The organism is Raineyella antarctica, assembly GCF_900092135.1.
Taxonomy (GTDB): Bacteria; Actinomycetota; Actinomycetes; order Propionibacteriales; family Propionibacteriaceae; genus Raineyella; species Raineyella antarctica.
The window spans coordinates 256,263-278,317 of sequence record NZ_FMYF01000002.1; the positions used below are offsets into that span (position 1 = coordinate 256,263).

Genomic DNA, 22,055 nt, shown 5'->3' on the forward strand with positions numbered 1-22,055 from the left:
CCGCGTCGCGGGGCGGGTCAGGGGCCGAGGCCGCGTCGCGGGGCGAGTTGGCGTTCGCTCGGCGCCTGGCCCGGTCGCTGGTCGCCGAGTGCGATCCGCTGGCGGTGCTGCTCTTCGGGTCGTGGGCGAAGGGCACCGCCAATGTCCACAGCGACGTCGACCTCGTCGTGGTGCTGCGGGAGCGGCCCTCGCCCATGCTGCGGGCGGCCCTGGAGGATGCCGTCCACGGGGTTCCCATGCACGTCGACCTGCTGCTGTGGACGCCGGCGGACGTCGAGGCGGCCCGTGCTGATCCGGCGGGGTTCGCGGGCTCGGTGTTATCCGGCGCAATTGTTGTGCATGGGCTCTTGCCGAGCGCCTCCGAACGGTCCTAGAATGGAGGCACTGAGAGGACTTAAGGATGTTGTATTGAGGGTTGCGAATCGTCTGGGAACAGAAATTTGCGTCGTCACAAGAAGCTTTCAGTTATTAGAGAAGTCCCCGGTATCCCGGGGTCTTTTCATGTCCGGAGTCTTTTCTGGGTCTCTCGATGAAGCTTGGTCGGGACTGAGCGCTACCCCTCTACCAAGGCATTGTGTTGCGGACGATTATGAGTTACGTTCTGATACGGGTGTTAGTGGCCTTGAATTCAGCAGTCAGATGAGCCCCGCGGGCTAACCTTCAGGGCGCCACGGAAAGGATCCGGGCCATGGCAGGACCACGACTCACTCATTATGTCCAAAGGCAGATCGGCCTCGGGCTTGCCGAAGCCGAGAACGCGACGCGGACCAGTCGGGTCATCAAAGACCCAGACGCCTGCTACGACGATATTTTTGCGGCGGCGGTCGAGGAGATCGGTATCGACAGGCTCGTTGCCCGCGTGCTCGACAATGGTCCGGAGTGGGCTTACCGGGTTCTCCTGCACGTATCCGACCTCGGAAGCCACCGCAGTGCGCTGATCGCAAAGGCGGCGGAAAGCCCGGAATGGGCATTCAATACCCTCCGCTCCGTACCAGACCTCGGCCGCCACCGCGACAAACTGATGGCGACGGCGGCGAAGAGCCCGGAATGGGCCCTGCAGACCCTTCGCTTCGTACCCGACCTCGGCAGTTCCCAACACATGCTTGAGACCAAGGTGGGCCCCCTCGCCCAGTCGTTCGGAAATATCTCGGGCTTCAACCTGCTGGACCAGGCTTGGTACAACTGTTCGTTCACCATGAAGTGGGTGCACAATGGCGTCACGTACCCAACAGATGTGGGAGGCGCCACGTACAGTCCAGAGCTGAGTGGCGGTGGAGGGCCGACTCAGGAGCCATGCACCTATTTCCCCAAGGAAAACGAGCCACTTCAGGCGGGCGATGCGGTCTGGATGTACATGTACGTAAGAGCGGGAAATGATGTCGAGTCCGCGTTCCGGTTCACCTATGACCCGTCGACCGAGAACTACGCCTACTTCACCGCTACCGGGAGCACCAGTTCACCGACCCTGGCATTGGTCGGGGTCGAACCCTATAATCCCAACCTGCCGCACGGCCAATCGGCGGTGCCCGCCTGAGCAGGGCGGAGACGCTGCAGCGGACGCGCATGCAGCAGCCGGGCCGCGACGGGTACGCGGTAGGGGCAGGGGGTTAGGTGCGGCGAATCTGCGGATAGACCAACAGATTCGGCGTACCTAAGGGCCTCGGTGTCTCGCCCGGGGCGTCACCCTCACAGCATCGAGCTGAGGTCCGATCCGAGTGTCGGGTAGAGCGTCGGCGCCGCGGCGAGCTGGCGCCGGGTCAGGCCGACCTTGATCGCCAGCCCTTGATCGCCAGCGCGAAGGTGTTGGCCAGTTCGCCGGAGCGTGGCCGGGACAGTGTGGCCGAGACGGAGTCCTCCCGCTCGGATCCGGGCGATCGTCAGTCGTCGCCTTCCTGGTACGGGAAGAACGTGATCCGGCCGCACCCGGGGCAGACGGCCGCCTCACCGTCGAGCAGGTCGGCGGCCCCGAAGAGGCGCTTGGCCTGCATGTACGCGTCCTTGTCGATCGTCGCCACGTACGCAGGGTCGTACCACTCGACCTCGGTCCCGCAGTCGACGCACCGGTCGTCGAGGTCGATCGAGTCGAAGGCCTCGTCCTCCGCGGCGTACGGGTCGTCCCCGTGGTCCTCGATCCCGACGGCCCCGCACGCCGGGCACCACCACACGTCGGAGCGTTCCACCACCTCCGGGGCGAGTCCGGCGATCACCTTCCGATAGGCCTCGCGGTCGGCGTCCTTCAATTCCTCGGGCAACATCCAACGGACCGGACTGCCGCAGGAACCACAGTGCGGCATCGTCGCCAGCATCGGGTGGGTGGCGAGCACGTCGAGAGCCTCGTTCAGGTCGCTCGCGCTTCGGTCACTCGGGTTCAGGTCGCTCGCGGTCCGATCAGGAGCGTTCCCCTCGGTCCCGGTCGGACGATCGCCGCCGGCCTCGGCCGCTGCCCCGGCCCCGGCCTCGGGGCGCTGGGTGCCAGGGGCGCGGCGCCGCCCGGACGCCTGCTTGCGCCCGCTCGAGCCCTTCCCGGACGTACGTCGTGACATGGCATCCCTCTTCGCATCGCTGTCACCGGCCCCCGACGGGCTGATGGCGACAAGATACCCGTCACCTGCTGGGGTCGAGCCGGGACCGCCGTCGGTCGCTCCGCTCGCGGTCAGTCCGCTCCGTGGCTCGAAGGGCTCGAAGGGCTCGAAGGGCTCGAAGGGCTCGACGATCTTGACGGGCTCGGCAACCCTGCGCGAACGCGGCCGCCGGTGGCAGACTCACAGACGGACGTGTCGGCGCCCTGCCGGCCCGGTCGATGGGCGAGGAGAGCCGCATGGACGAGGATCTGTACCGGGCCCCGGCAGCCCTTGCCCCTCGCCGCCCCTGGTGGCTGCGCCTGTCCGGACTACTGGTGCTGCCGCTCGGTGTGGGCGCCTACGCGATCGTGCTCTCGGCGATGCTCACCACCCGCAACCCGAACCTCTTCCCGACCCTCCTGCTGATCGGGGCCATCACCGTCCCGCTGTCGGTGTTGCTGGTCTCGTACGTGATGGGGCCGCGGCCGGACGGGCACTCGGGCCTGGTTGCCCTCACGGCGGTCGTCGGCGGGGCGATCGGCACCACTGCCGCCTCGGTACTGGAGTACTCCACCCTGCGCCAGATGCCGGCGCTCGGGATGCTCGCCGTGGGGTTCATCGAGGAGGCCGTGAAGCTGGTGATGCCGCTGCTGGTCTTCCTGGTGGCCCGTCGCCGGACCGAAGGCCTCGGGGTAGTGCTCGGGGTCGCGTCGGGCATGGGCTTCGCGGTGCTGGAGACCATGGGCTACGGGTTCACCGCGCTGATCTCCAGCGGGGGCAACGTGGCCGCCGTCGACCAGACCCTGCTGCTGCGCGGGCTGCTGTCCCCGGCGGGACACGTGGCCTGGACGGGCATGGTCACCGCCGCGCTCTGGCGGCTCGGTGCTGTTCCCCCGCGACGGCACGCCGGACTGCTGTTCGTCGGCGCCTTCCTGCTGGCGGTGCTGCTGCACACCCTCTGGGACGGCGCCGCGACCGTGGCGTTGCACGTGGGGATCGCCGGCATCAGCGTGGCCATCCTGTTGGGCCTGGTCATCCCCAGCCGGTTGCGCCGCTGAAGGGCCCGCTGATCCCTGGATCCCGACCGGGAGTGCCGGTGGCAGGACCTTGGGTGCGCCGAATCTGGTGGTCTATCCGTAGATTCGCCGCACCCAAGGGTGGCCGAGCAACGAGCGATCAGGGCAGCCCGTGCTCAGGGCAGCCGGTGCTCAGGGCAGCCGGTGCTCAAGCCGGCGGGCGATCAGGGCAGCCGATGCTCAAGCCGGCGAGCGATCAGGGCAGCCACCCCTCAGAGCATCGAGCTGAGGTCCGATCCGAGCGTCGGGTACAGCGCCGGCGCCGCCGCGAGCTGGCGCCGGGTCAGGCCGACCTTGATCGCCAGCGCGAAGGTGTTGGCCAGTTCCGCGTAGTCGGGGCCGAGCAGGTGCGCGCCGATCACCCGGTCGGTCGCCCTGTCCACCAGGACCTTCACCGCCGAGGTGGTGCCGCCGATCCGGTAACTGGAGTACCAGCCGCTGGTGTCGGTGAGGCGTACGTCGACGTCGATCCCGGCGTCGTGGGCCTCGTGCTCGAGTAGTCCGACCCGGACCAGTTCGGGGATGCTGAAGACGCCGGCCGGGGTGCCGGTGTGGTCCGGGGTGGCGTACAGCTCGGCGCGATCTCCTTTGAGCATGTTGGAGGCGGCGACCTTCGCCTCGACCACCGCGACCGGGGTGAGCGGCAGGCCCGGCGAAGCCGCCGCATCACCGGCCGCCCAGACCGCCGGGTTCGTCGTGCTCTGCAAGTGCTCGGTCACGGTCACCCCGTGGGTGTCGTACGCCACGCCGGCGGCGCCCAGGTCCAGGCGCGCCAGATCGGGGATCCGGCCCGCGCCGTGCACGACCAGGTCGGCCGCCACCTCGCGCGGGACCCCGTCGGTCTCCACCGTGACCCGCAACTCCGTACCGATGCGCTCGATGCGAGAGATCGTGCTGGAGCGCCACACCTCGACCCCGGCCCGGGCGCCGCTCGCGACCAGGCGCTCGACCAGGTCCGGGTCGAACTGCTTCAGCGGCCGGGGGTGCCGGTCGATGATGACCGTACGACTCCCCGCCCGGACGGCGACGTGGGCGAACTCGAACGACACGAACCCGCCGCCCAGGAACAGGATCCGTTCCGGCAGCGTGGCCAGTTCCATGAACCCGGTGCTGTCCAGTACATGTTCGTGGCCGGGGAAGTCCAGCGGCCGCGGCACCGCCCCGGTGGCGACCAGGATGTGCGCGGCGGTGTGCCGCTCCCCGTCGATGTCGAGCGCGTCGGCCCCGACGAAGCGGGCCACCCCGTGCAGCGTACGGATCCCGAGGCGGGTGAGGTTGGCCTCCATCCGGGCCGGTGCCGGATCGGTGAACCCGCGCTTGTACGCAACCAGGTCGGCCCAGTCGATCGCCAGGCCACCGGCATCCCCGCCGCCCTCGACGTCGCTCCCGCCATCGCCCGGGCCTCCGCCCCGCACCCCGACCCCGCGGCCGGCCATCAGCCGGGCGGACTCGACCACCTCGGCAGCCCGGCGCAGGATCTTCTTCGGGTCGCAGCCACGCAGCGCGCAGGTGCCCCCGTACGGCTGGTCGTCGACGACGGCGACCTGCCAGCCGCGCGAGGCGCACTTCTCCGCGGCGGCCAGGCCGGCCATGCCGGCGCCGATCACGATCAGGTCGTGCTGGGTCATGTGCGCATTCTTGCGCGCGCGGCCGTCGCCCGCAGCGGGCCGGCGATGAGTCGGCATGGGGCAGGCGATGGCCGGCGATCGGGCGGCGATGACCCGGCGGGTCAGCCCTGTGCGGCCTCGGCCGGCGTCGGCTGCACCTCGACGCCCAGTTCGCCCAGCAGTTCGGTGACCCGGCGGCGGATCTCGTCGCGGATCGGGCGGATCGACTCGACGCCCTGGCCGGCCGGGTCCTCGAGCACCCAGTCCTCGTACCGCTTGCCGGGGTAGTAGGGGCAGGTGTCGCCGCAGCCCATGGTGATCACCACGTCGGAGGCCTGGACGGCCTCCGGGGTGAGGATCTTCGGCTTCTCGGCGGAGATGTCGATGCCCTGCTCCAACAGTGCCTCGCGGACGGCCGGGTTGATGCTGTCGGCGGGCGCCGAGCCGGCCGACCGGACCTCGACCCTGCCGCCGGAGAGGTGGTGGGCGTACGCCGCGCCCATCTGGGAACGTCCGGCGTTGTGGACGCAGACGAACATGACCGAGGGCCGCGAGATGGACTCAGGGGTGCTCATGGGGTGCCTTTCGGGTGGGTGGGGCCGGTCAGCGGGTGGGCAGGGTCGGGTCGTTCGGGAACAGCTTGGGCGCCAGCCACAGCGAGACGTAGACCAGGCCGACCAGTACGGGGACCTCGATCAGCGGTCCGACGACGCCGGCGAGGGCCTGGCCGGAGGTGACGCCGAAGGTGCCGATCGCGACGGCGATGGCCAGCTCGAAGTTGTTGCCGGCCGCGGTGAACGCGACCGTGGTGGAGTGCGCGTAGTCCAGGCCGGAGGCGCGGGACAGCAGCAGCGCCCCGACCCACATGATGGCGAAGTACGCCACCAGCGGTACGGCGATCCGGGCGACGTCGAGCGGGCGATTGGTGATCTGGTCACCCTGCAGAGCGAACAGCAGCACGATGGTGAACAGCAGGCCGTAGAGCGCCCAAGGGCCGATCTTCGGCAGGAACGAGCCCTCGTACCACGTACGACCCTTCGTCCGCTCCCCGACCAGCCGGGTCAGGAAGCCGGCGACCAGGGGGATGCCGAGGAAGACCAGCACCGAGACGAAGATCGCCCAGAAGGAGAACTCGGCCGAGGTGGTGGCCAGGCCCAGCCAGCCCGGCAGCACCTGCAGGTAGAACCAGCCGAGCGCGGAGAACGCGATGACCTGGAAGACCGAGTTGATCGCGACGAGGACGGCGGCGGCCTCGCGGTCGCCGCAGGCCAGGTCGTTCCAGATCAGCACCATGGCGATGCAACGGGCCAGGCCGACGATGACCAGTCCGGTGCGGTACTCGGGCAGGTCGGGCAGCAGCAGCCAGGCCAGGGTGAACATCACCGCGGGTCCGATGATCCAGTTCAGCACCAGCGACAGGCCCATCAGGCGCCGGTCGGCGGCGATGCGCCGGGTCTCGTTGTAGCGGACCTTGGCCAGCACCGGGTACATCATCACCAGCAGGCCGATCGCGATCGGCAGCGAGACCGAGCCGACCTTCACCGCGTCGAGCGCCGTGTTCAGGCCGGGTACGAAGCGTCCCAGCAGCAGTCCGGCGGCCATCGCGGCCAGGATCCAGACCGGAAGGTACCGGTCCAGCAGGCTGAGCTGCTTGGCGACCGGTGCGTGGTGGCTGGAAACCGGATGCGTCTCCGTGTGTGACACGTGGTCACCCCGTTCATATCGACGATGTTCGATGACAAGCCTGCCGATCTCATTGATGAATGTCAATGTGAGCCGCGGGTGTCGCCACTGATCGACATCTGTCGATACATCACGTAGATTGGTCGAATGGCAGACGTCGGAACCATCAGCACCCCTCGCGTCGACCCGGACGACACGTGCGAGGTCGGGGGCGCCCTCATGCAGGCCGATCGGGCCGCCTGCCTGGCGGACATCTTCAAGGCGCTGTCCGACCCGACCCGCGTACGCCTGCTCGACCACATCGCCGCCTCCGCCGGCGGCACCGCCTGTGCCTGCCACCTGCCCGAGACCCTCGGCATCAGCCAGCCGACCCTGTCCCACCACCTGAAGAAGTTGGTGGACGCCGGACTGGTCACCCGCGAGCAGCGGGGTCGCTGGGCGCACTACACCGCCGTCGCCGGCGTGCTGGACGTCGCCCGGGACTTCCTCGGCGCCTGCGAGGCGGCCACCGACACCCGCTGCTGCTGAGCCGACTGCGCCTGGTCCGGCGCTGCGTACGCCGCACGTCCTCCGGGTCCGCTAGCTGCGGTCCTGGTCGCTGTCCTGGTCGTGGGCGGCGTTCCCGACGGGGTCCGTGGGCAGCTCCCCGGTCAACTCCAGGGCCAGCGCCTCGACGCGGCGGGAGATGTCCTCGCGGACCAGGTGCATCCGTTCCATCCCCTCGATGCCGTCCTTCGAGGGCTCGACGGTCTCCCAGACGCGGATCGGCGCCGTACCAGGATGCTCGATCGTCGCCTCGCCACCCACGAGGACGACGACGTCGACGGTGTCGAGGAGCACGGGGTCGATCGGCTTGGGGTACTCGCCCTCCATCGACGCGCCGACCTCCTCGATGCTCGCCACTGACTGGGCATTGAGGGCGTTGCCAGGCTTGGTTCCGGCGGAGTGGACGGTGATGGCCGGGCCGGCGACCTGGCGCATCAGGGCGGCGGCCATCTGGGACTTGCCGCCGTTCTTGACGCAGACGAACAGGACCGAGGGCGGGGTGGTGGACACGGGGTCTCCTGGTGGGTGAGGTGGTCAGCGGGTCGTCGTGGACTGGGGTGCCAGGTTGCTGAGCCGGCGGAGCTGCTCGGCGCCGGTCGGCTCGGCCGCCATCATCGGCAGGACGGCGACGCGCTCGGCGTGCTCGGCGACGTCCTGGAGGTGCTCGACCTCCGCGGCGGCGCGGGCCCGGAGCAGCGGAGAGGTCGTACGGGCCGCGGCCAGCGACTCGTTCACCACCCACGCCCAGGGGTGCAGGTCGGCTCGGGCCAGGTCCTGTTCGAACTCGAGGGCCTCCAGCACAGGGGTGGTCTCCGGCAGGGTGACCAGGATGAGCCTGGTCAGTTCCGGGTCCTGCAGCCGCATCATCGGGGTGGTGAAGTGCTGCTGGGCGACCATGTTGCGGGTCACCTCGCGATGGTAGGAGCCGGTCGTGTCCAGCAACAGCAAGGTGTGGCCGGTCGGCGCGGTGTCGACGACGACGAAGTGCTTGCCGGCCTCGTTGATGATCCGCGAGAAGGCGTGGAAGACCGCGACCTCGGCCGTGCAGGGGGAGCGCAGATCCTCGGCCAGTTGCGCACGGCCCTCGGCGTCCAGGCCGGCTCCCTTGCTGCGCATCACCCGGTCCCGGTAGCCGGTGATCGCCTCGTCCGGGTCGATCCGGGTCACGGTGAGGTTCTCCACCGCGTCGCGTACGACGCCCTCCGGATGGCCGGCGGGATCGGTGGTGCTGAGGTGCACCCGGTGCCCACGCTCGGCCAGGGCGACCGCTATGGCAGCGGCGACGGTGGTCTTCCCGACCCCGCCCTTGCCCATGCACATCACCAGGCCGTGGTCGTCCTGGGCCAGCTCCTCGACCAGCGCGTCCAGGCCGATGGGGAGACCGTCCGGCAGGTCGCTGGGCAGGTCGGCCGGCTGGTCGCTGCGCACGTTGGCGTGGAGGTCGGCCGGGGTCGTACGCGTCGGCGGCTGCTCCTCGGCCAGGAGGCCACGGAGGGCCGCGACGCCGACCACGTTCCCGGGCTTCAGCCCGACCAGGTCGCGCGGCAGGTCCGCGAGCGCCGTGGGCAGGTCCTGGAGTGCCGCCTGTTCCTTGGCCCCGATCGCCTCGGCGAGTTCGTCACCCTGGGCGGATCCGGCAGGAAGCACCGCATTCACGACCAGGTACTGCCGGCGCATCCCGCGGTCGGCGAGCTCGGTGGCTGCGCGAGCGGCCTCGGCGAGGGAGGGCGGGTCGGCCCGCGCGACCAGGACGAGCCGGGTCAGGTCCGGATCACCGAGTGCGGCGACGGCCGAGGCGTACGCGTCGCGGTGCTTCTCCAGGCCGGACATCGGCCCGAGGCAGGACGCATCGCCCTTGCCGGTCTCGATGAAGCTGCTCCAGTCACCGGGCAGCTCGAGCAGCCGGATCGTGTGCCCGGTCGGCGCAGTGTCGAAGATGACGTGGTCGTACGCGGCGGTCGCCACCGGATCGGACAGGAAGCCGGTGAACTCGTTGAACGAGGCGATCTCGGTGGTGCACGACCCGGACAGGCTCTCGGTGATCGCCGCGATCTCGGTTTCGGGCAGCAGACCTCGTACGGGCCCGACGATCTTCTCGCGGTAGGCCTCGGCGGCCGCCTCCGGGTCGATCTCCAGCGCCTCCAGCCCCGGCACCGCGGGGATCGCCGTCGGCGTGTTCGACAGCTCCACGGAGAAGACCTGCCCGACGTTGGAGGCCGGATCGGTGCTCACCAGCAGCACCCGCTGGCCCGCGTCGGCCAGGCTGACGGCGGTGGCGCAGGCCAGCGAGGTCTTGCCGACCCCGCCCTTGCCGGTGAAGAACAGGAAGCGCGGCACGTCGGCCAGGAAGTCAAGGGTCATGGCGTGCCCGCTCAGCAGCATCCCGAGCCGCCGCAGCAGCTCGTTCCGGCCTGCTCTGCCCCGGTCTGCTCGGCCCCGGCCTGCTCGTGTCCGGCCTGCTCGTGTCCGGCGCCGCTCCCCGCGAGCCCGGCGAGCCGCTCCAGCGTGGCGCGGTCCGGGTAGCCGCCGGTCGCGACGGTGATGCCGTCGACGAGGGTCAGCGGGAGTCCGGCCGAGCCGGCCACCCGGAGGAAGTCCGCGACGGCCGGGGTGTCGACGAAGGCCTGCGGGTCGTTCGCGAGGTTGTGCCGCACGATGTCGGCGCCGCGGGAGTTCAGGGCGGTCAGGTCAGCCGTGAAGGTGACGAGGGCCTGGTCGACGTCGTCACCGCAGACGCCGGTGTTGCAGCAGAGGGCGGGTTCGAACACCTCGACCCGGGGACGCGCCTCGGCTGCCGGGATGACGGTCAGGGTGGTGCGGCCCTCGGCTGCCCGGATGACGGTCAGGGTGGTGCGGCCCTCGGCGAGCTCGCCCGTGGCGGTGGTGTCGGTCATGGTGGGTCCTCTCTGCTGCTTCACTTCTGCTTCGAACGCTTCGACGTCTTCAGTCGGTCGGTCTTCGGTTCATCGTTCCCCAGGTCGTCACCACTTGGGACTGGTCGCCGGTCCGGGACCGGGCTGCCGCCTCCCAGGCCTGGGTGGCGACCTGGACCGCGTCCCAGGGTGCGCCGAGCGGCGGGGTGTACGAGAGGTCGAGGTCGCTGAGGCCCGCGACGGTCATCTCGTGGAAGAGTGCCGTGGCGTACGTGTCGACCCGCTTGGCCACCTCGGCGCCGCGCTGCCCGACGAGCTGGGCACCCAGCAGCCGGCCGGACGTACGGTCGCCGGTGATCCGCAGGTGCAGCGGGGTGGCGCCGGGGTAGTAGCGCTTGTGGTCGTCGGCCGTGGTCGCCACGGTCAGGGGGCTCCAGCCGCGCCCGGCGTTGCCGGCCTCATGGTCGCGCAGCCCGGTTCGAGCGATCACCAGGTCGAAGACCTTGACCACCTGGGTGCCGACGATCCCGGGGAAGGTGACGTCGGCCCCGACGGCGTTCGCGCCGGCGATGCGGCCCTGCTTGTGTGCGGTGGTGCCGAGCGGCAGCCAGGTGGTCCCGAGCAGCCGGTGGTGGGTCTCGGCGCAGTCGCCCGCGGCGTACACGTCGGGGAGGGCTGTGCGCAGGTGGTCGTCGACCACGAGGGCCCCCTTCGCGCCCGTCGGCACGCCGGCCTCCACCGCCAGCCGGGTGTCGGGTCGTACGCCCACGACCACGACCACCAGGTCGGCCCGGAACGTCCGCGGACCCTCGGGTCCGGACGCGGCCAGCCGGAGTCCGTCGTCGTCGCGGCTGATCCGGTCCACGGTGGTGGCGGTGTGCACGTCGACGCCGTGGCGGACCAGTTCGGCGTGGACCAGGGACCCGAGTTCGGCGTCGACGGTGGACAGCACCTCCGGGAGCGCCTCGACCTGGGTGACGGACATACCCCGCCCGACCAGGCCCTCCGCCATCTCCAGGCCGATGTAGCCGGCGCCGACGATGACGGCCCGGCCGCCCGGGTGCCGGTCGAGGTCGGCCACCACGGCGCGGGTGTCGTCGATCGTACGGATGGTGTGGACTCCGTCGGTGGGGCCGAGCGCGCCCTCTCCGCGCAGCCCCGCGATGGGCGGGACCATGCTGGTCGCTCCGGTGCCGATGACCAGGCTGTCGTAGTCGATCACCCGGGTCGTGCCCTCCGGCGTTCGTACGGTGACGGTGTGGGTGGTGGCATCAATGCTGGTGGCCAGCGTGCGTCGCAGCACCGTGAGACCGGCCGCGGCAAGGTCCTTACCGGTGCGGTGGGCCAGGTCGGCGATCGTGGGAACTTCACCCGAGACGTGGTACGGAATGCCGCAGATGGAGAAGTTCGGGTAGTCGTCCGCGACCAGCACGGTCACCTCGGTGGTGGGGTCGAGTTCGCGTGCACGCAGCGCGGCACTGATGCCGGCGTCACTGCCACCGATGGTGACCAGGTGGGCCATTGCGCGATCCTCTCGGGGGACATCCGGCGGCCGGTGGCCGACGGATGGGCAACCCCATGGTGCTGTCGATCGGTGGCGCCACACGGAGTTCCATCCAGGCAGCTTCATATAGACGACTCTCGATGTGAAACTAGTCTAGCCATTGACGGGTGTCAATGCTCGACGTCCGTGCCTGGATGTCAACGCCTGGATGTCAATCCTCCGGCGTCAAGCGCCCAGGGGTCGAGGTCCAGCCGGACTCCTGGAGGCGTGTGATCCCGTCCAGCAGGAGGTCGAGTGCGAACCGGAACTCGAACTCCTCGTCGCAGCCGGTCGCTCCCGGTCGGCGTGCCGCGGCGTCGGTGGCGATCGCGATGATGCCGGGGTAGTCGGCCGGGTCGGGCTGCTCGGCGCGGCTCCTGCTCTCCCGCGTTCGGCCGCCCGGGGACTCGTCGAACAGTTCGGGGCTGAAGCCCCAGATCCGGTTGCCCAGGGCGTGCATGACGTGGTGCACCAGGTCCGGGGACAGGCCGCCGCGCAGGAACAGTTGGGTCAGGTGCTCCATGTGGCCGAGCACGGTCGGCGTACGGACCGTACGGGTCTCGATCACGCGGCGCGCCCAGCCGTGGCGCTGGACGACCGTTCGGGTGGCCAGGATCGTCCGGCGGATGGCGTCCGCCCAGTCCGGCTGGCCCGCCGGGAGGGGGGTGTTCTCTGCGCCTGAGGCCCTCACCGGACCAGGCGTGGGGTCGGGGGTCGGCGCGGGCCCGGTTTCGCCGGCCTCTGCCGCGCGGACCTGCCCGATCAGCTCGTCGACCATGGCATCGAGCAGGTCCTCCTTGTCGCCCACGTGCTTGTAGAGCGCCATCGGGACCACGCCGAGCCGCTCGGCGAGATGGCGCATGCTCAGGGCCTCGATGCCCTCGGCGTCGGCCAGTTCGATCGCGGCCTGCACCACCCGGGCGCGGCTGAGCTGCTGTCGTGGCGGGTTGCCGCGTGCCATCGGCGCCTCCTCGGGGTTTGACGTGTGTACACCGTACACCTACCCTTCCGGTAGAAGGTGTACGCCGTACACCTCGGGAGGTCAGGGAGTCCCACGATGAGCAGTCCTCGATCCATCGCCCGCCTTGCGGGCCTGTTGTACTTCGTCACCCACGTCACCTCGGTCGCGGCCGTCGCGCTGTACGGCGGTTCCGCCCTCGATCCGGAAGCCGGGCTGGCCGGCCGGAACTCGGTCCTCCTCGGCGGCCTGCTCGAGGTCGTGCTGGCCGCGGCCGTCGTCGGTACCTCGGTCGCCCTCTACCCGCTGGTCCGCCGGCACGCGCCGGGCCTGGCGGTCGCGTACGTGGCGCTGCGTACGCTCGAGGCCTCGGTGATCCTGACCGGCGTGGTGGTGCTGCTGCCGGCCGTCGCCAGTCCCGCCCTGGCCGGTTCGCCCGGCCTGTCCGCCGAGGTCGTCGCCGGCCTGCGCCTGGTGCACGACTGGACGTTCCTGGTCGGCCCCGGGCTGGTCGCCCCGATCAACACGGTGGTGATCGCGTGGTTGCTGCTGCGCCACGGACTGGTGCTGCGCGCGATCCCGATCCTGGGCCTGGTCGGTGCGCCGCTGGTCGCGGCGGCGAACCTCGGGGTGATGTTCGGCCTCAACCAGCCGCAGCCGTGGGCGGCGGTGCCGATCTTCCTGTGGGAGATCTCGCTGGCGCTGCACCTGATCATCCGCGGGGTCCGCTCGGCGGGGGAGGGGCAGGCTGCGCCGGTCCTCTCGTCGGAGTCGCAGGCTGCGCCGGCGGTGGACGCGGTGGAGGCGGTCTCGGGCGGGCTTCGCAACCGCGTCTGACGAGTCGGTCGGGCGAGCTCGTACGTTCCGCAGAGCTCGTACGGTCCGCTCAGTCCAGGTCGGCGCTGATCCCGTCCGCGTGGCCGCGGGGCCACTCCACCAGTTCGATGCGGTAGCCGTCGGGGTCGGTGACCCAGGACGTCCCGCCGCCCCTCGAATCGTCGAAGGGCTGGATCGGCTCGGGTTCCAGTCCGGCATGGGCCAGGCCGACGACGGCCGCCCGGAGGTCGTGGACCTGGACCACCAGGTGGTGGAAGCCCGTGCCGAGGTCCACCGGCCCGTCGCCGGGTCGGTGGACCAGCTCCAGGGTTGCCACCCGCTCGCCGGGGAAGGCCAGCATCACCAGCAGCGTCTCGGGATCGGGCTGCACGCGGAGGAGTTCCCGGTAGCCCAGGGCGCGGTAGAAGGTGAGCGAGGTGTCCAGGTCGCTGACCCGGTAGGCGGTGTGCAGGGTCTTCATCCCGGCCTCCTGGGGGTGCGGTGGGATCCATCGTCCCAAGGGGCTGCGGGTACCTCAACGGGCTGGGAACGAGGGCCTTCGCTGGGTTCTTCGGCGGCGCGGTTCTGGATCGACGGTTCCGGAGGTGCTCCTGCAGCTCCGGACCGCGATGGGTAGGCCTTGGGTGCGCCGTATCTATCGCTGGAGCAGTAGATACAGCGCACCTAAGGACGGCTAGCCCCTGATCTCCTCACGGGCAGGTACCTCCGAAGGACGCCAGGGTCCCTGACCTAGTCCTCGAGGAACGCGTTCACCTTCTCGAAGAACCTGTCGGGGGCCGCGAGCTGCGGTGCATGGCCACCGGGCAGCTCGACGACGCGTACGCGGCGCAGGGTGGTCGCCAGCACCTCGATGACGGCGCGCAGGAACTCACTGGTGCCGGTCCCGGTGAAGAGCAGGACGGGCAGGTCGAGGGCCGCGACCCGCGCCGGGTCATCGACGTGGGTGAACAGGACCGGGTTGTTGCGCAGCGAGCGCCGGTAGCCGACCCAGTCCCGCCACTGGGGGAGCCCGTGGGGGTCCCCGCCGGGAGGCACCAGTGCCGCCAGCCTCAGGAAGTCCGCCAGGTGGTAGTCGCTCACTTCGGCCGCGATGTCGGGAATCAGGGCCTCCATCTCGGCGACACCCGGGATCGCCCGGCCGTGGTCGGGCAGCAACCACAGCGCCGGCGGCTCGATCAGCACGAGTCGGCGGACCCGGTCGGGGTGGTTCAGGGTGAAGTCGAGGGCGGCGTGGGCACCGTACGACCAGGCCAGCAGGTCCGCCGGCAGCTCGACGCCCGTGGCCTCGACGGCGTTGTTCAGCGCCTCGCTCTCGGTGCGTACGCCGTAGTCCGTGGGGAGGAGCCGGTTCTCGAGGCCGAACTGGACGTTGAGGGGCTGCAGCAGGACCACGCGGCGGCCCTCTGTGAGGCGGGGAAGCATCGGGCGCCAGCTGGCCCAGCCGGTCAGCCCGCCACCGACGACCAGGAGCGGGGGCCCGTCCCCACTGACCTCGGCCTGCATCTGCAGTTGCTGTGACTGGGTGACGGACATGGCACACCTCCGGCCGGTGGCGCGCGGCGCTGCGCGCCTGACACTGCCAGTATGAGCCGATCACGGACGTGGGGAAGAGGTGCGTCGGCCTTTTTCAGCCCCGGCCCAGCGTCCCCGGCCTCAGCCAGCAGCGATGCGGGAGCGGAGTGCCAGGTGCCATACCAGGTGCCATGGGACCGTCCACCCGAAGCGCCTGATCGGGGCATGGGTGCGGACGCATCGGCGTAGCCTGAAAGGCAATCGACAGGCGGGACGTACGCCTGTCGGCGCGAGCATCCACACCCGGCGCGGACGACTTCACGTGACCATGGCCCACTGCCGGGAGTCAAGGAAGTAGACGAGATGCGCGCTGCCCGTTTCTATGACCGCGGTGACATCCGAATCGACGAGATCCCGGAGCCGGAGGTGAAGCCCGGCGAGGTCGGCATCGACGTCGCCTGGTGCGGAATCTGCGGCTCCGACCTGCACGAGTACCTCGAGGGGCCGCTCTTCGTCCCGCCGGCAGGCCATCCGCACCCGATCTCCGGTGAGTCGGCGCCTGTGACGTTGGGACACGAGTTCTCCGGCGTCGTGTCCTCGCTCGGCGAAGGCGTGGACGACCTCCAGGTGGGACAGCACGTCGTGGTCGAGCCGTACATCATCCACGACGACGTCGACACCGGCCCGGAGAGCAGGGACTACCACCTCTCGCGCGAGCTCGGGTTCATCGGCCTGTCCGGCTGCGGCGGCGGCCTCGGCGAGAAGGTGTCGGTGAAGCGCCGCTGGGTGCACCCGATCCGCAATGACGTCCCGCTCGACGAGGCGGCGCTGATCGAGCCGCTGTCCGTGGCCTACCACGCCGTCGACCGGTCGGGGGCCAAGGCCGGGGACTTCGTCCTCGTCGGCGGAGCCGGTCCGATCGGCTCGCTGACGGCCGCCGTCCTGAAGGCGCGGGGAGCTACCGTCGCCGTCACCGAGCTCAGCGAACTGCGGCGCCAGCGGGTGCTCGACACCGGCGTCGCCGACCACGTGTTCGACCCCACCAAGGTCGACGTCGCCGAGGAGGTCCGCAGGCTCACCGGTGGCAGGGGCGCCGACGCGGCGGTCGAGGCGACCAGTGCCCAGCCCGTGCTGGACACCCTGCTGAACGCCCTCCGCCCCCAGGGCGTCCTTCAGGTGGTCGCGATCTGGACCAAGCGGGCCAGCATCGACCTGTTCCAGGTGGTGATGAAGGAGATCGAGGTCCGCGGGTCCATCGCCTACGTCAACACGCACCCGTCCACCATCCAGCTGGTCGAGTCCGGGGCCATCGACCTCAAGCCCTTCATCACCGGGCGGATCGGCCTCGACGACCTCATCGACAAGGGGTTCGAGACCCTCATCCACCACAACGAGACGGCGGTGAAGATCCTCGTGTCCCCGTCCGGCGAGGGGCTCTGACCCGCCCACTCGTCCTACTGCAACCCGATCACCGGGCGATGCCAGCACCCGCCCCGGACCATGGCCCCTGCCAGGATCCGGGGCGGGTGCGCGCTGCGGCCGGCGCTGGTCGCCGCTGGTTGCTAGTTGCTGTCCGGGGTGCCGGTTCCGCCGGTGCACTCGCCCTTGGGCTCGGGTGCCTTGCTGCCGTCGCCGTACGTGGCGAGGAACTGCTGCAGGCGAGGATCGGTGGCATCGTCCAGCCGCAGCTGGACGCCCCACGCCGTGGCGACGACCGGGGAGGGCAGGCCCGGGAACGGGCTCAGCAGCCCGTACGGCTGCCCCTTGACGTCGGCCTTCAGCGTCGCGACCTGGGCGGCCGGCAGGTCGGGTCGATAGGTGATCCAGACGGCGCCGTGCTCGAGGGAGTGGACGGCATTCTCGTTCGGTACCGGGTTGTTGTAGATGCCGCAGTTCTGCCACACGGCGGAGTGCGGGCCCCCGGCCGGCGGTGTCTGCTGGTAGGTGACCGGGCCGGTCACGTGGTCCCGGGACAGGTTGGAGTAGGTGACCAGACCGGTGCTGGCCTGGGGCTGCGCCGGCGTACGGACCACCGCCCAGACCACCAGCAGGACGGCGACGACGAGGACGACCGCCCCCGCGCCGATGATCGCCCGGCGCCGCTTCCGGGTCCGGGCGGCGTCCTGCTGGCGGAGCGCGTCGAGCTTGGCGCGGGCTTGGCTGCTTGTCATGGGGTCTTCTCGATTCGGCGAAGGGGAGCGGGTCAGGCGTAGACGAGGCGCGTCATCATGCCCATCTCGGCGTGGTAGATGTTGTGGCAGTGGTACATCCAGGTGCCGGGATTGTCGGCCTGCAGGTCGGCCTCGATCGTCTGCATCGGGAGCACCAGCACGGTGTCCTTGCGCAGCCCGTTGCTGCCGGGCAGCGCCCAGGTGTGGCCGTGGATGTGCATCGGATGGACCATCGAGGTCATGTTGGTCATCCGCATCCGGACCCGCTGGCCCTCGCGGAGCGTCAACGGCTCGTCGTTCGGGAACTGCTTCCCGTTGATGCCCCAGGCGTACGGCTGCATCTGGCCGTTGAGCTGGAAGTCGAGGGTCTGGTCCACCGCGGCATCGGGCAGCTTCGCCGCACCGACGGGGGACAGCGCCGTGGCCAGCAGGGGCTCGGTGTCCAGCTCACCGATCCGCGCCTGGGGCGACGGTGCCGTGCCGCCGGACGTACGGACCAGGGCGCGCGCGGGGGCGCCGGTCTTGCCCTCCGGCTGCGCGACGAGCGGGAACACGCCGTCTCCGAGGGTGACGGTGAGGTCGAAGCGCTCGCCCATCGCGATGAACAGGGCCCGCGTCGGGGTGGGCCGCACGGGGAACCCGTCGGTGTGGGTGACCGTCATCTCGTGGGAGGCGAGGCCGACCCGGAACACGGTGTCGGAGGCTGCATTGATCAGCCGGATCCGCACCCGCTGGCCCTTCTTGCCCTCGAAGACGGCCGGATCGGTGGCGATGCGGCCGTTGACCAGGTAGTGCGGGTAGGCGATGTCGCCGGCGTCGCCGAGCGGGGAACCGGAACCGCCACCGTGCATCCCGCCCATGCCGCCCGAACCCATGCCGCCCGAACCCATGCCGCCCGAACCCATGCCGCCCGAACCCATGCCGCCCATCCCGGTGCCGACCGTGCCCTTCTCGGCGCGGAAGTCGGCCAGGATGTCGTCGGGGCCCTTGCCGATGCCGTCGGTCCAGTCATCCAGCACGACGATCCACTCCGCGTCGTAGCCGCCGGGCTCGTGCGGGTCGTCGATGATCAGCGGTGCGTACAGCCCGCGGTCGAGCTGGACCCCCGAGTGCGGGTGGTAGAAGTACGTGCCCGGATCAGGGGCGACGAATTCGTAGCGGTAGGTGGCGCCGGCCTCGATCGGCTGCTGGGTGACCCCGGGAACCCCGTCGGCGGCGTTGCGCAGGTGGATGCCGTGCCAGTGCACCGACGTGGACGCGGGCAACTGGTTGCGTACGTCGACCTGCAGCAGGCTGCCGGCGGTGGCGCGGATGACCGGCCCGACCGGCTTGTCGTCGTACGCCCAGGTCCGGGCGGTCACCCCGCCACCGAGGTCGAGGGTGACCTCGCGAGGCGTCAGCGTCGTGGAGACGACGTTCTGTCCGGGACCCGGACTCAGTGGCGTGGCCGAGGCGACGGCCGCGGCGGTCTGCGTCGTACCCGGATTCCTGGTGCAGGCGGCCAAGGAGAGCGCGGCGGCGCCGCCCAGCCCGCTGAGCAGCAGGGAGCGGCGGGAGAACGTGGATGACAAGGTCGACCTTCCGGGGGAGGGGTGGCTGCTGGCGGTGTCGGTGGCGCGGGCCTCAGCCGACGTACTTCTCGGGATCCTTGAGGAAGGACGTCCGGCAGCCGGCCGAGCAGAAGTAGTACGTCTGCCCCTTGTGCTCGGCGGAGCCGGCGGCGGTCTCGGGCTCGACGGTCATGCCGCAGACGGGATCGGTGGTGGTCATGATGGGGTTCCTTCGCTGGCGTGGTCGGGTGGGAGGACCCCTGCGGGTCCTGTCATACCCCGGTGGGGTATCCGCTGTCGACGGTAGTCCTCCGGTCCGTCTACTTCCAGCCCACAAGGTCAGGGTTTGCTCAAGATTCTGTCCCTGGGACCCGACAGGTTGCGGCATCCACCGAGAAGCCCCGAATCGTCACCGCTGCGCGGGGTGGGGCACCCCGGACAGCGGGTCCAGGCCCTGGTCGCGGACCGTACGGAGCATTTTCACGCGGGTCTGGTAGTCCTCCGCGCTGACGTCCCCGGTGAGGGCGCCGTTGCGTAGCCGGTGCCGGCACCAGGTCGTACGTCGGGGCCGGTGATCTTGATCGGATCCGCACAGTTCCTGTGCCCGCTCTGGACGTCGGGCGGGAACGATCGTGGACATGACGGATGACGAAACCGGAGCGGTGGGTGGGCCGGCCGTGCTGACGATCGTGGAGGCGCAGGCCTGCCACTTCTGTGCCGACGCGAACCGCGCCCTGGCCGAGCTCGGCCTCGAGTTCCCGATGGTCGTGGAGCGGGTCGATGCCCGCTCCCGGGAGGGCCGGGCACTGCTCCAGGAGCTCCGGGCGCCGATGACGCCGCTGGTGCTGCTCGACGGCTGGTACTTCAGCTCGGGTCGGTTGCCGCGGCGCAAGCTCCAGCGACTGCTCCGGAACCGTACGCGGACGGCGGCCTGACCATGGGAGACCTGCTCACCACCGGCTCGGTGCTGGCCGCGTTCTTCGCCGGAGGGGTGGCGCTGTTCGCCCCCTGCTGCATCGTCTTCCTTGCCCCCAGCTACCTGGCCGCGGCGGTGAAGAACCGCCGCTGGCGACTGCTGCCGCTGACCTTCGTGTTCACCGCCGGCCTGGCCCTGGTGATGCTGCCGCTGACCCTCGGCATGAGCCTGCTCTCGGGCGCCATCGCCCACTACCACCGGGTGCTCTACTACGGCGGCGGGGCGCTGATGGTCCTGCTCGCGGTGTGGTCGCTCACCGGCCGGATGTGGTCGCTCCCGTCGATCCTGCGCGCCCCGGACACCCGCCGCGGCGACTCGGCCAGCTTCTTCTCCCTCGGGGTCTTCTCGGGGGTGGCGTCGGCCTGTTGCGCGCCGGTGCTGGCCGGGGTGATGACGTTGTCCGCACTGTCCGCCAGCCCTGTCGGTGGCGTGGCGCTCGGCCTGGCGTACGTGTTCGGGATGGCCTTCCCGCTGTTCGTGATGGCCCTGTTGTGGGACCGGTTGCGCCTGGGGGAGCGGCGCTTCCTGCGCGCCCACCCGGTGGTGATCCGGCTGGGTGGCCGCAGCCTGCACACCAATGTCGTGAACGTAGCCGTCGCGGTGGCGTTCGCCCTGATGGGCGGGTTCGTCATCCACCTGGCCAACAGTGGCACGATGACCACCGGTCCCGGCTTCCAGGTCGCGATCGGCGAGGCCGTCGCCGGCGTGTTCCGCCGGCTCGAGACCTGGTCCCGGCCGGTCCCCGAGGCGATCCTCGGTGTCGGCCTGATCGCCCTGGTGGCGGCCTTCGTGGTCGCCACGCTCAAGGATCGCCATTCGGCCCCCGGCCCCCACACTGCCCAGCCGGCGAGCCCGGACGAGGGCAACGACCAGGCACCGTACGAGGGCGCCGACCAGGCTCCGGATGAGGCCGTGGACAGGGCTCCGGGCGAGGCCGCCGGCGAGCCCGCCACCACCAAGCACCCCTCCTGCCACTGACCGCCTCCAAGGGCGAAGAAAGCGTGAGACATGACGACCAGGACCAGGACTGCTCCGAAGGCCGCTCCGGGGCAGCCCAATGCGCGGCAGCGCCTCGCCGAAGTCCGGCGCCAGGAGGCGCGCAGGCACCGGAACCGGCTGATCACCTGGGGAGTCGGCCTGCTGGTCGCCGTCGCCCTGGTGGTCGCCGGGATCCTCACCAGCCTGCCGACCCGGTCCTCCGGCGTGCACCAGGCCAGTGACTTCACCCTCACCGACACGTCCGGCGCGGTGCACCGGCTGTCCGACCTGCGGGGCAAGAACGTCCTGCTGTACTTCAGCGAAGGCGCCGGCTGCCAGATCTGCATCGTCCAGATGGGCGAGATCGCCAAGCGCCAGGCCGACTTCGACGCCGCGGACGTGGTCGTGCTGCCCATCGTGATGAACTCCCGCGACCAGATCCTCGCCGACATGGCAGCCAACCACGTCACCACCCCGTTCCTGCTCGACGACGGACGCGTCTCGGAGGCGTACGGCACCCTGGGCAAGGGCATGCATGCCGGCCTGCCCGGCCACAGCTTCGTGCTGGTCGACAAGCAGGGGCAGCAGCGCTGGTACGGCGAGTACCCGTCGATGTGGTTGTCGCCGGACGACCTGCTCAAGGAAGTGGGGTCCCACCTCGCCTGAACGTACGATCCCCGGTCCGCCGCGCCCAGCGGGCGCCCGGCACAGGTGTCGGGACGTTCCCGCCACCGCCCCGGAGCTGTGGCTTCTGCCGGGGCGGTGCGGGAGATGAGGAGTGGTGCGGCTGGGCGCGCGGCTGACGGCGTGACTCAGCGGCGCGTCAGCTGGAGGCGCCAGGCCTCCGGGCCGCGCTCGAGGTAGCTGACCTCGATCGCGCCACTCTCGCGCTCGGCGATCTGCGCCAGTAGGGGCAGCGGGTCGTGCGGGGCGACGAGGATGAGCGAGCCACCCGGTCCGATCGCGGACAGGGCGCCGAAGATCGTGGCATGGCGAATCGCGTGCGGGATGGTCCGGGCATCCAGTACCGGGATCTCCTGCTGGACCTCGGTCAACCTGAGTTCTTCCATCGTCGCTCTCCTGTCGGCGCCGGTCGTCCGGCGCGTGGGTGAGGGTCGGCGTCCGGGTCCCGTGAGGCGCCCGCGTCGACCACGGGATCATTAAACACGGAAGCGCCATGTTTA

General features: G+C 70.4%; 25 protein-coding genes. 9 read left to right on the top strand and 16 right to left on the bottom strand.

Annotated elements, in window-relative coordinates:
- The first annotated feature begins 47 nt into the window (after positions 1-47).
- Together GA0111570_RS17560 and GA0111570_RS03610 are read left to right on the top strand one after the other, a co-directional pair.
- On the top strand, positions 48-374 hold the full coding sequence (locus tag GA0111570_RS17560; RefSeq protein ID WP_175557304.1) for a nucleotidyltransferase domain-containing protein: 327 nt from the start codon (positions 48-50) through the stop codon (positions 372-374).
- Positions 375-688: 314 nt separating this feature from the next.
- Positions 689-1,534, top strand: a complete 846-nt coding sequence (locus GA0111570_RS03610) for a hypothetical protein (RefSeq protein WP_092606449.1) — start codon at positions 689-691, stop codon at positions 1,532-1,534.
- A 343-nt stretch (positions 1,535-1,877) separates the two neighbouring features.
- Here GA0111570_RS03610 and GA0111570_RS03615 read toward each other — a convergent pair whose 3' ends face one another.
- Positions 1,878-2,543 carry a hypothetical protein gene (locus GA0111570_RS03615; RefSeq protein ID WP_092606451.1) on the bottom strand — a complete coding sequence of 222 codons (666 nt, stop codon included), beginning with the start codon at positions 2,541-2,543 and terminating at the stop codon, positions 1,878-1,880.
- 275 nt (positions 2,544-2,818) lie between these two features.
- Here GA0111570_RS03615 and GA0111570_RS03620 point away from each other — a divergent pair, with 275 nt between their 5' ends.
- Positions 2,819-3,619, top strand: coding sequence for a PrsW family intramembrane metalloprotease (locus tag GA0111570_RS03620; protein WP_175557305.1), 801 nt, complete (start codon positions 2,819-2,821; stop codon positions 3,617-3,619).
- Positions 3,620-3,849: 230 nt separating this feature from the next.
- Here the strand turns inward: GA0111570_RS03620 and GA0111570_RS03625 are convergent, their stop codons facing one another.
- The 3 genes from GA0111570_RS03625 to arsB all read right to left on the bottom strand — a co-directional run bounded on the left by GA0111570_RS03625 (position 3,850) and on the right by arsB (position 6,948).
- Positions 3,850-5,265, bottom strand: coding sequence for a dihydrolipoyl dehydrogenase family protein (locus GA0111570_RS03625; protein WP_092606455.1), 1,416 nt, complete (start codon positions 5,263-5,265; stop codon positions 3,850-3,852).
- A 101-nt stretch (positions 5,266-5,366) separates the two neighbouring features.
- Positions 5,367-5,819 (bottom strand): arsenate reductase ArsC, encoded by a 453-nt coding sequence (locus tag GA0111570_RS03630; RefSeq protein ID WP_092606457.1) that lies wholly within the window; start codon positions 5,817-5,819, stop codon positions 5,367-5,369.
- Positions 5,820-5,847: 28 nt separating this feature from the next.
- Positions 5,848-6,948: an ACR3 family arsenite efflux transporter gene (gene arsB / locus GA0111570_RS03635; RefSeq protein ID WP_092606459.1), complete on the bottom strand. Its 1,101-nt coding sequence runs from the start codon at positions 6,946-6,948 to the stop codon at positions 5,848-5,850.
- 126 nt (positions 6,949-7,074) lie between these two features.
- Here arsB and GA0111570_RS03640 point away from each other — a divergent pair, with 126 nt between their 5' ends.
- Positions 7,075-7,455, top strand: coding sequence for an ArsR/SmtB family transcription factor (locus GA0111570_RS03640; RefSeq protein ID WP_092606461.1), 381 nt, complete (start codon positions 7,075-7,077; stop codon positions 7,453-7,455).
- Positions 7,456-7,506: 51 nt separating this feature from the next.
- Here the strand turns inward: GA0111570_RS03640 and GA0111570_RS03645 are convergent, their stop codons facing one another.
- The 5 genes from GA0111570_RS03645 to GA0111570_RS03665 all read right to left on the bottom strand — a co-directional run bounded on the left by GA0111570_RS03645 (position 7,507) and on the right by GA0111570_RS03665 (position 12,850).
- The gene (locus GA0111570_RS03645; protein WP_217634003.1) at positions 7,507-7,983 is read right to left on the bottom strand and encodes an arsenate-mycothiol transferase ArsC; all 477 of its coding nucleotides are present in this window, start codon (positions 7,981-7,983) and stop codon (positions 7,507-7,509) included.
- 24 nt (positions 7,984-8,007) lie between these two features.
- Positions 8,008-9,834, bottom strand: coding sequence for an arsenical pump-driving ATPase (arsA, locus tag GA0111570_RS03650; protein WP_092607125.1), 1,827 nt, complete (start codon positions 9,832-9,834; stop codon positions 8,008-8,010).
- A gap of 11 nt (positions 9,835-9,845) precedes the next feature.
- Positions 9,846-10,367, bottom strand: coding sequence for an arsenite efflux transporter metallochaperone ArsD (arsD, locus tag GA0111570_RS03655; protein ID WP_092606463.1), 522 nt, complete (start codon positions 10,365-10,367; stop codon positions 9,846-9,848).
- 49 nt (positions 10,368-10,416) lie between these two features.
- On the bottom strand, positions 10,417-11,868 hold the full coding sequence (locus tag GA0111570_RS03660; protein ID WP_092606465.1) for an FAD-dependent oxidoreductase: 1,452 nt from the start codon (positions 11,866-11,868) through the stop codon (positions 10,417-10,419).
- 193 nt (positions 11,869-12,061) lie between these two features.
- Positions 12,062-12,850, bottom strand: coding sequence for a TetR/AcrR family transcriptional regulator (locus GA0111570_RS03665; protein ID WP_092606467.1), 789 nt, complete (start codon positions 12,848-12,850; stop codon positions 12,062-12,064).
- 96 nt (positions 12,851-12,946) lie between these two features.
- On the opposite strand from GA0111570_RS03665, the gene GA0111570_RS03670 reads away from it, so the two are divergent.
- The gene (locus GA0111570_RS03670) at positions 12,947-13,684 is read left to right on the top strand and encodes a DUF4386 domain-containing protein (RefSeq protein ID WP_092606469.1); all 738 of its coding nucleotides are present in this window, start codon (positions 12,947-12,949) and stop codon (positions 13,682-13,684) included.
- A 49-nt stretch (positions 13,685-13,733) separates the two neighbouring features.
- On the opposite strand, the gene GA0111570_RS03675 is transcribed toward GA0111570_RS03670, so the two are convergent.
- Together GA0111570_RS03675 and GA0111570_RS03680 are read right to left on the bottom strand one after the other, a co-directional pair.
- Positions 13,734-14,144: a VOC family protein gene (locus tag GA0111570_RS03675; protein WP_092606471.1), complete on the bottom strand. Its 411-nt coding sequence runs from the start codon at positions 14,142-14,144 to the stop codon at positions 13,734-13,736.
- A gap of 269 nt (positions 14,145-14,413) precedes the next feature.
- Positions 14,414-15,217: an alpha/beta fold hydrolase gene (locus GA0111570_RS03680; RefSeq protein WP_092606473.1), complete on the bottom strand. Its 804-nt coding sequence runs from the start codon at positions 15,215-15,217 to the stop codon at positions 14,414-14,416.
- A gap of 342 nt (positions 15,218-15,559) precedes the next feature.
- Between GA0111570_RS03680 and GA0111570_RS03685 the strand changes: the two genes are divergently transcribed.
- The gene (locus GA0111570_RS03685; RefSeq protein ID WP_092606475.1) at positions 15,560-16,636 is read left to right on the top strand and encodes a 2,3-butanediol dehydrogenase; all 1,077 of its coding nucleotides are present in this window, start codon (positions 15,560-15,562) and stop codon (positions 16,634-16,636) included.
- Positions 16,637-16,758: 122 nt separating this feature from the next.
- Here GA0111570_RS03685 and GA0111570_RS03690 read toward each other — a convergent pair whose 3' ends face one another.
- The 4 genes from GA0111570_RS03690 to GA0111570_RS17255 form a co-directional block, all read right to left on the bottom strand.
- Positions 16,759-17,367: a thioredoxin-like domain-containing protein gene (locus GA0111570_RS03690; RefSeq protein WP_092606476.1), complete on the bottom strand. Its 609-nt coding sequence runs from the start codon at positions 17,365-17,367 to the stop codon at positions 16,759-16,761.
- Positions 17,368-17,399: 32 nt separating this feature from the next.
- Complete coding sequence (locus GA0111570_RS03695; RefSeq protein WP_139283132.1) at positions 17,400-18,938, bottom strand: multicopper oxidase family protein; 1,539 nt, start codon at positions 18,936-18,938, stop codon at positions 17,400-17,402.
- 52 nt (positions 18,939-18,990) lie between these two features.
- A complete protein-coding gene (locus GA0111570_RS03700; protein WP_092606478.1) occupies positions 18,991-19,137 on the bottom strand; it encodes a YHS domain-containing protein in 147 nt (48 codons plus the stop codon).
- A 189-nt stretch (positions 19,138-19,326) separates the two neighbouring features.
- Complete coding sequence (locus GA0111570_RS17255) at positions 19,327-19,557, bottom strand: hypothetical protein (protein WP_139283133.1); 231 nt, start codon at positions 19,555-19,557, stop codon at positions 19,327-19,329.
- Here GA0111570_RS17255 and GA0111570_RS03705 point away from each other — a divergent pair.
- The 3 genes from GA0111570_RS03705 to GA0111570_RS03715 are packed head-to-tail and all read left to right on the top strand — an operon-like array spanning position 19,556 to position 21,537.
- Positions 19,556-19,852: a thioredoxin domain-containing protein gene (locus tag GA0111570_RS03705; protein ID WP_092606480.1), complete on the top strand. Its 297-nt coding sequence runs from the start codon at positions 19,556-19,558 to the stop codon at positions 19,850-19,852. The two genes, GA0111570_RS17255 and GA0111570_RS03705, sit on opposite strands and share 2 nt — an antisense overlap.
- Before the next feature lie 2 nt (positions 19,853-19,854).
- Positions 19,855-20,871: a cytochrome c biogenesis CcdA family protein gene (locus GA0111570_RS03710; RefSeq protein ID WP_092606482.1), complete on the top strand. Its 1,017-nt coding sequence runs from the start codon at positions 19,855-19,857 to the stop codon at positions 20,869-20,871.
- 30 nt (positions 20,872-20,901) lie between these two features.
- Positions 20,902-21,537, top strand: a complete 636-nt coding sequence (locus GA0111570_RS03715) for a peroxiredoxin family protein (RefSeq protein ID WP_092606484.1) — start codon at positions 20,902-20,904, stop codon at positions 21,535-21,537.
- A gap of 146 nt (positions 21,538-21,683) precedes the next feature.
- Here the strand turns inward: GA0111570_RS03715 and GA0111570_RS03720 are convergent, their stop codons facing one another.
- Positions 21,684-21,941, bottom strand: a complete 258-nt coding sequence (locus GA0111570_RS03720) for a DUF2249 domain-containing protein (protein ID WP_092606485.1) — start codon at positions 21,939-21,941, stop codon at positions 21,684-21,686.
- Positions 21,942-22,055: the final 114 nt, after the last annotated feature.

Excerpts from the sequence above, each read along its gene's own strand:
- GA0111570_RS03610 (WP_092606449.1), top strand. The coding sequence starts at position 689 with ATGGCAGGACCACGACTCACTCATTATGTCCAAAGGCAGATCGGCCTC.
- GA0111570_RS03615 (WP_092606451.1), bottom strand. The coding sequence starts at position 2,543 with ATGTCACGACGTACGTCCGGGAAGGGCTCGAGCGGGCGCAAGCAGGCG.
- GA0111570_RS03620 (WP_175557305.1), top strand. The coding sequence starts at position 2,819 with ATGGACGAGGATCTGTACCGGGCCCCGGCAGCCCTTGCCCCTCGCCGC.
- GA0111570_RS03625 (WP_092606455.1), bottom strand. The coding sequence starts at position 5,265 with ATGACCCAGCACGACCTGATCGTGATCGGCGCCGGCATGGCCGGCCTG.
- GA0111570_RS03630 (WP_092606457.1), bottom strand. The coding sequence starts at position 5,819 with ATGAGCACCCCTGAGTCCATCTCGCGGCCCTCGGTCATGTTCGTCTGC.
- GA0111570_RS03640 (WP_092606461.1), top strand. The coding sequence starts at position 7,075 with ATGGCAGACGTCGGAACCATCAGCACCCCTCGCGTCGACCCGGACGAC.
- arsA (WP_092607125.1), bottom strand. The coding sequence starts at position 9,834 with ATGACCCTTGACTTCCTGGCCGACGTGCCGCGCTTCCTGTTCTTCACC.
- arsD (WP_092606463.1), bottom strand. The coding sequence starts at position 10,367 with ATGACCGACACCACCGCCACGGGCGAGCTCGCCGAGGGCCGCACCACC.
- GA0111570_RS03660 (WP_092606465.1), bottom strand. The coding sequence starts at position 11,868 with ATGGCCCACCTGGTCACCATCGGTGGCAGTGACGCCGGCATCAGTGCC.
- GA0111570_RS03665 (WP_092606467.1), bottom strand. The coding sequence starts at position 12,850 with ATGGCACGCGGCAACCCGCCACGACAGCAGCTCAGCCGCGCCCGGGTG.
- GA0111570_RS03670 (WP_092606469.1), top strand. The coding sequence starts at position 12,947 with ATGAGCAGTCCTCGATCCATCGCCCGCCTTGCGGGCCTGTTGTACTTC.
- GA0111570_RS03675 (WP_092606471.1), bottom strand. The coding sequence starts at position 14,144 with ATGAAGACCCTGCACACCGCCTACCGGGTCAGCGACCTGGACACCTCG.
- GA0111570_RS03680 (WP_092606473.1), bottom strand. The coding sequence starts at position 15,217 with ATGTCCGTCACCCAGTCACAGCAACTGCAGATGCAGGCCGAGGTCAGT.
- GA0111570_RS03685 (WP_092606475.1), top strand. The coding sequence starts at position 15,560 with ATGCGCGCTGCCCGTTTCTATGACCGCGGTGACATCCGAATCGACGAG.
- GA0111570_RS03690 (WP_092606476.1), bottom strand. The coding sequence starts at position 17,367 with ATGACAAGCAGCCAAGCCCGCGCCAAGCTCGACGCGCTCCGCCAGCAG.
- GA0111570_RS03700 (WP_092606478.1), bottom strand. The coding sequence starts at position 19,137 with ATGACCACCACCGATCCCGTCTGCGGCATGACCGTCGAGCCCGAGACC.
- GA0111570_RS03705 (WP_092606480.1), top strand. The coding sequence starts at position 19,556 with ATGACGGATGACGAAACCGGAGCGGTGGGTGGGCCGGCCGTGCTGACG.
- GA0111570_RS17255 (WP_139283133.1), bottom strand. The coding sequence starts at position 19,557 with ATGTCCACGATCGTTCCCGCCCGACGTCCAGAGCGGGCACAGGAACTG.
- GA0111570_RS03710 (WP_092606482.1), top strand. The coding sequence starts at position 19,855 with ATGGGAGACCTGCTCACCACCGGCTCGGTGCTGGCCGCGTTCTTCGCC.
- GA0111570_RS03715 (WP_092606484.1), top strand. The coding sequence starts at position 20,902 with ATGACGACCAGGACCAGGACTGCTCCGAAGGCCGCTCCGGGGCAGCCC.
- GA0111570_RS03720 (WP_092606485.1), bottom strand. The coding sequence starts at position 21,941 with ATGGAAGAACTCAGGTTGACCGAGGTCCAGCAGGAGATCCCGGTACTG.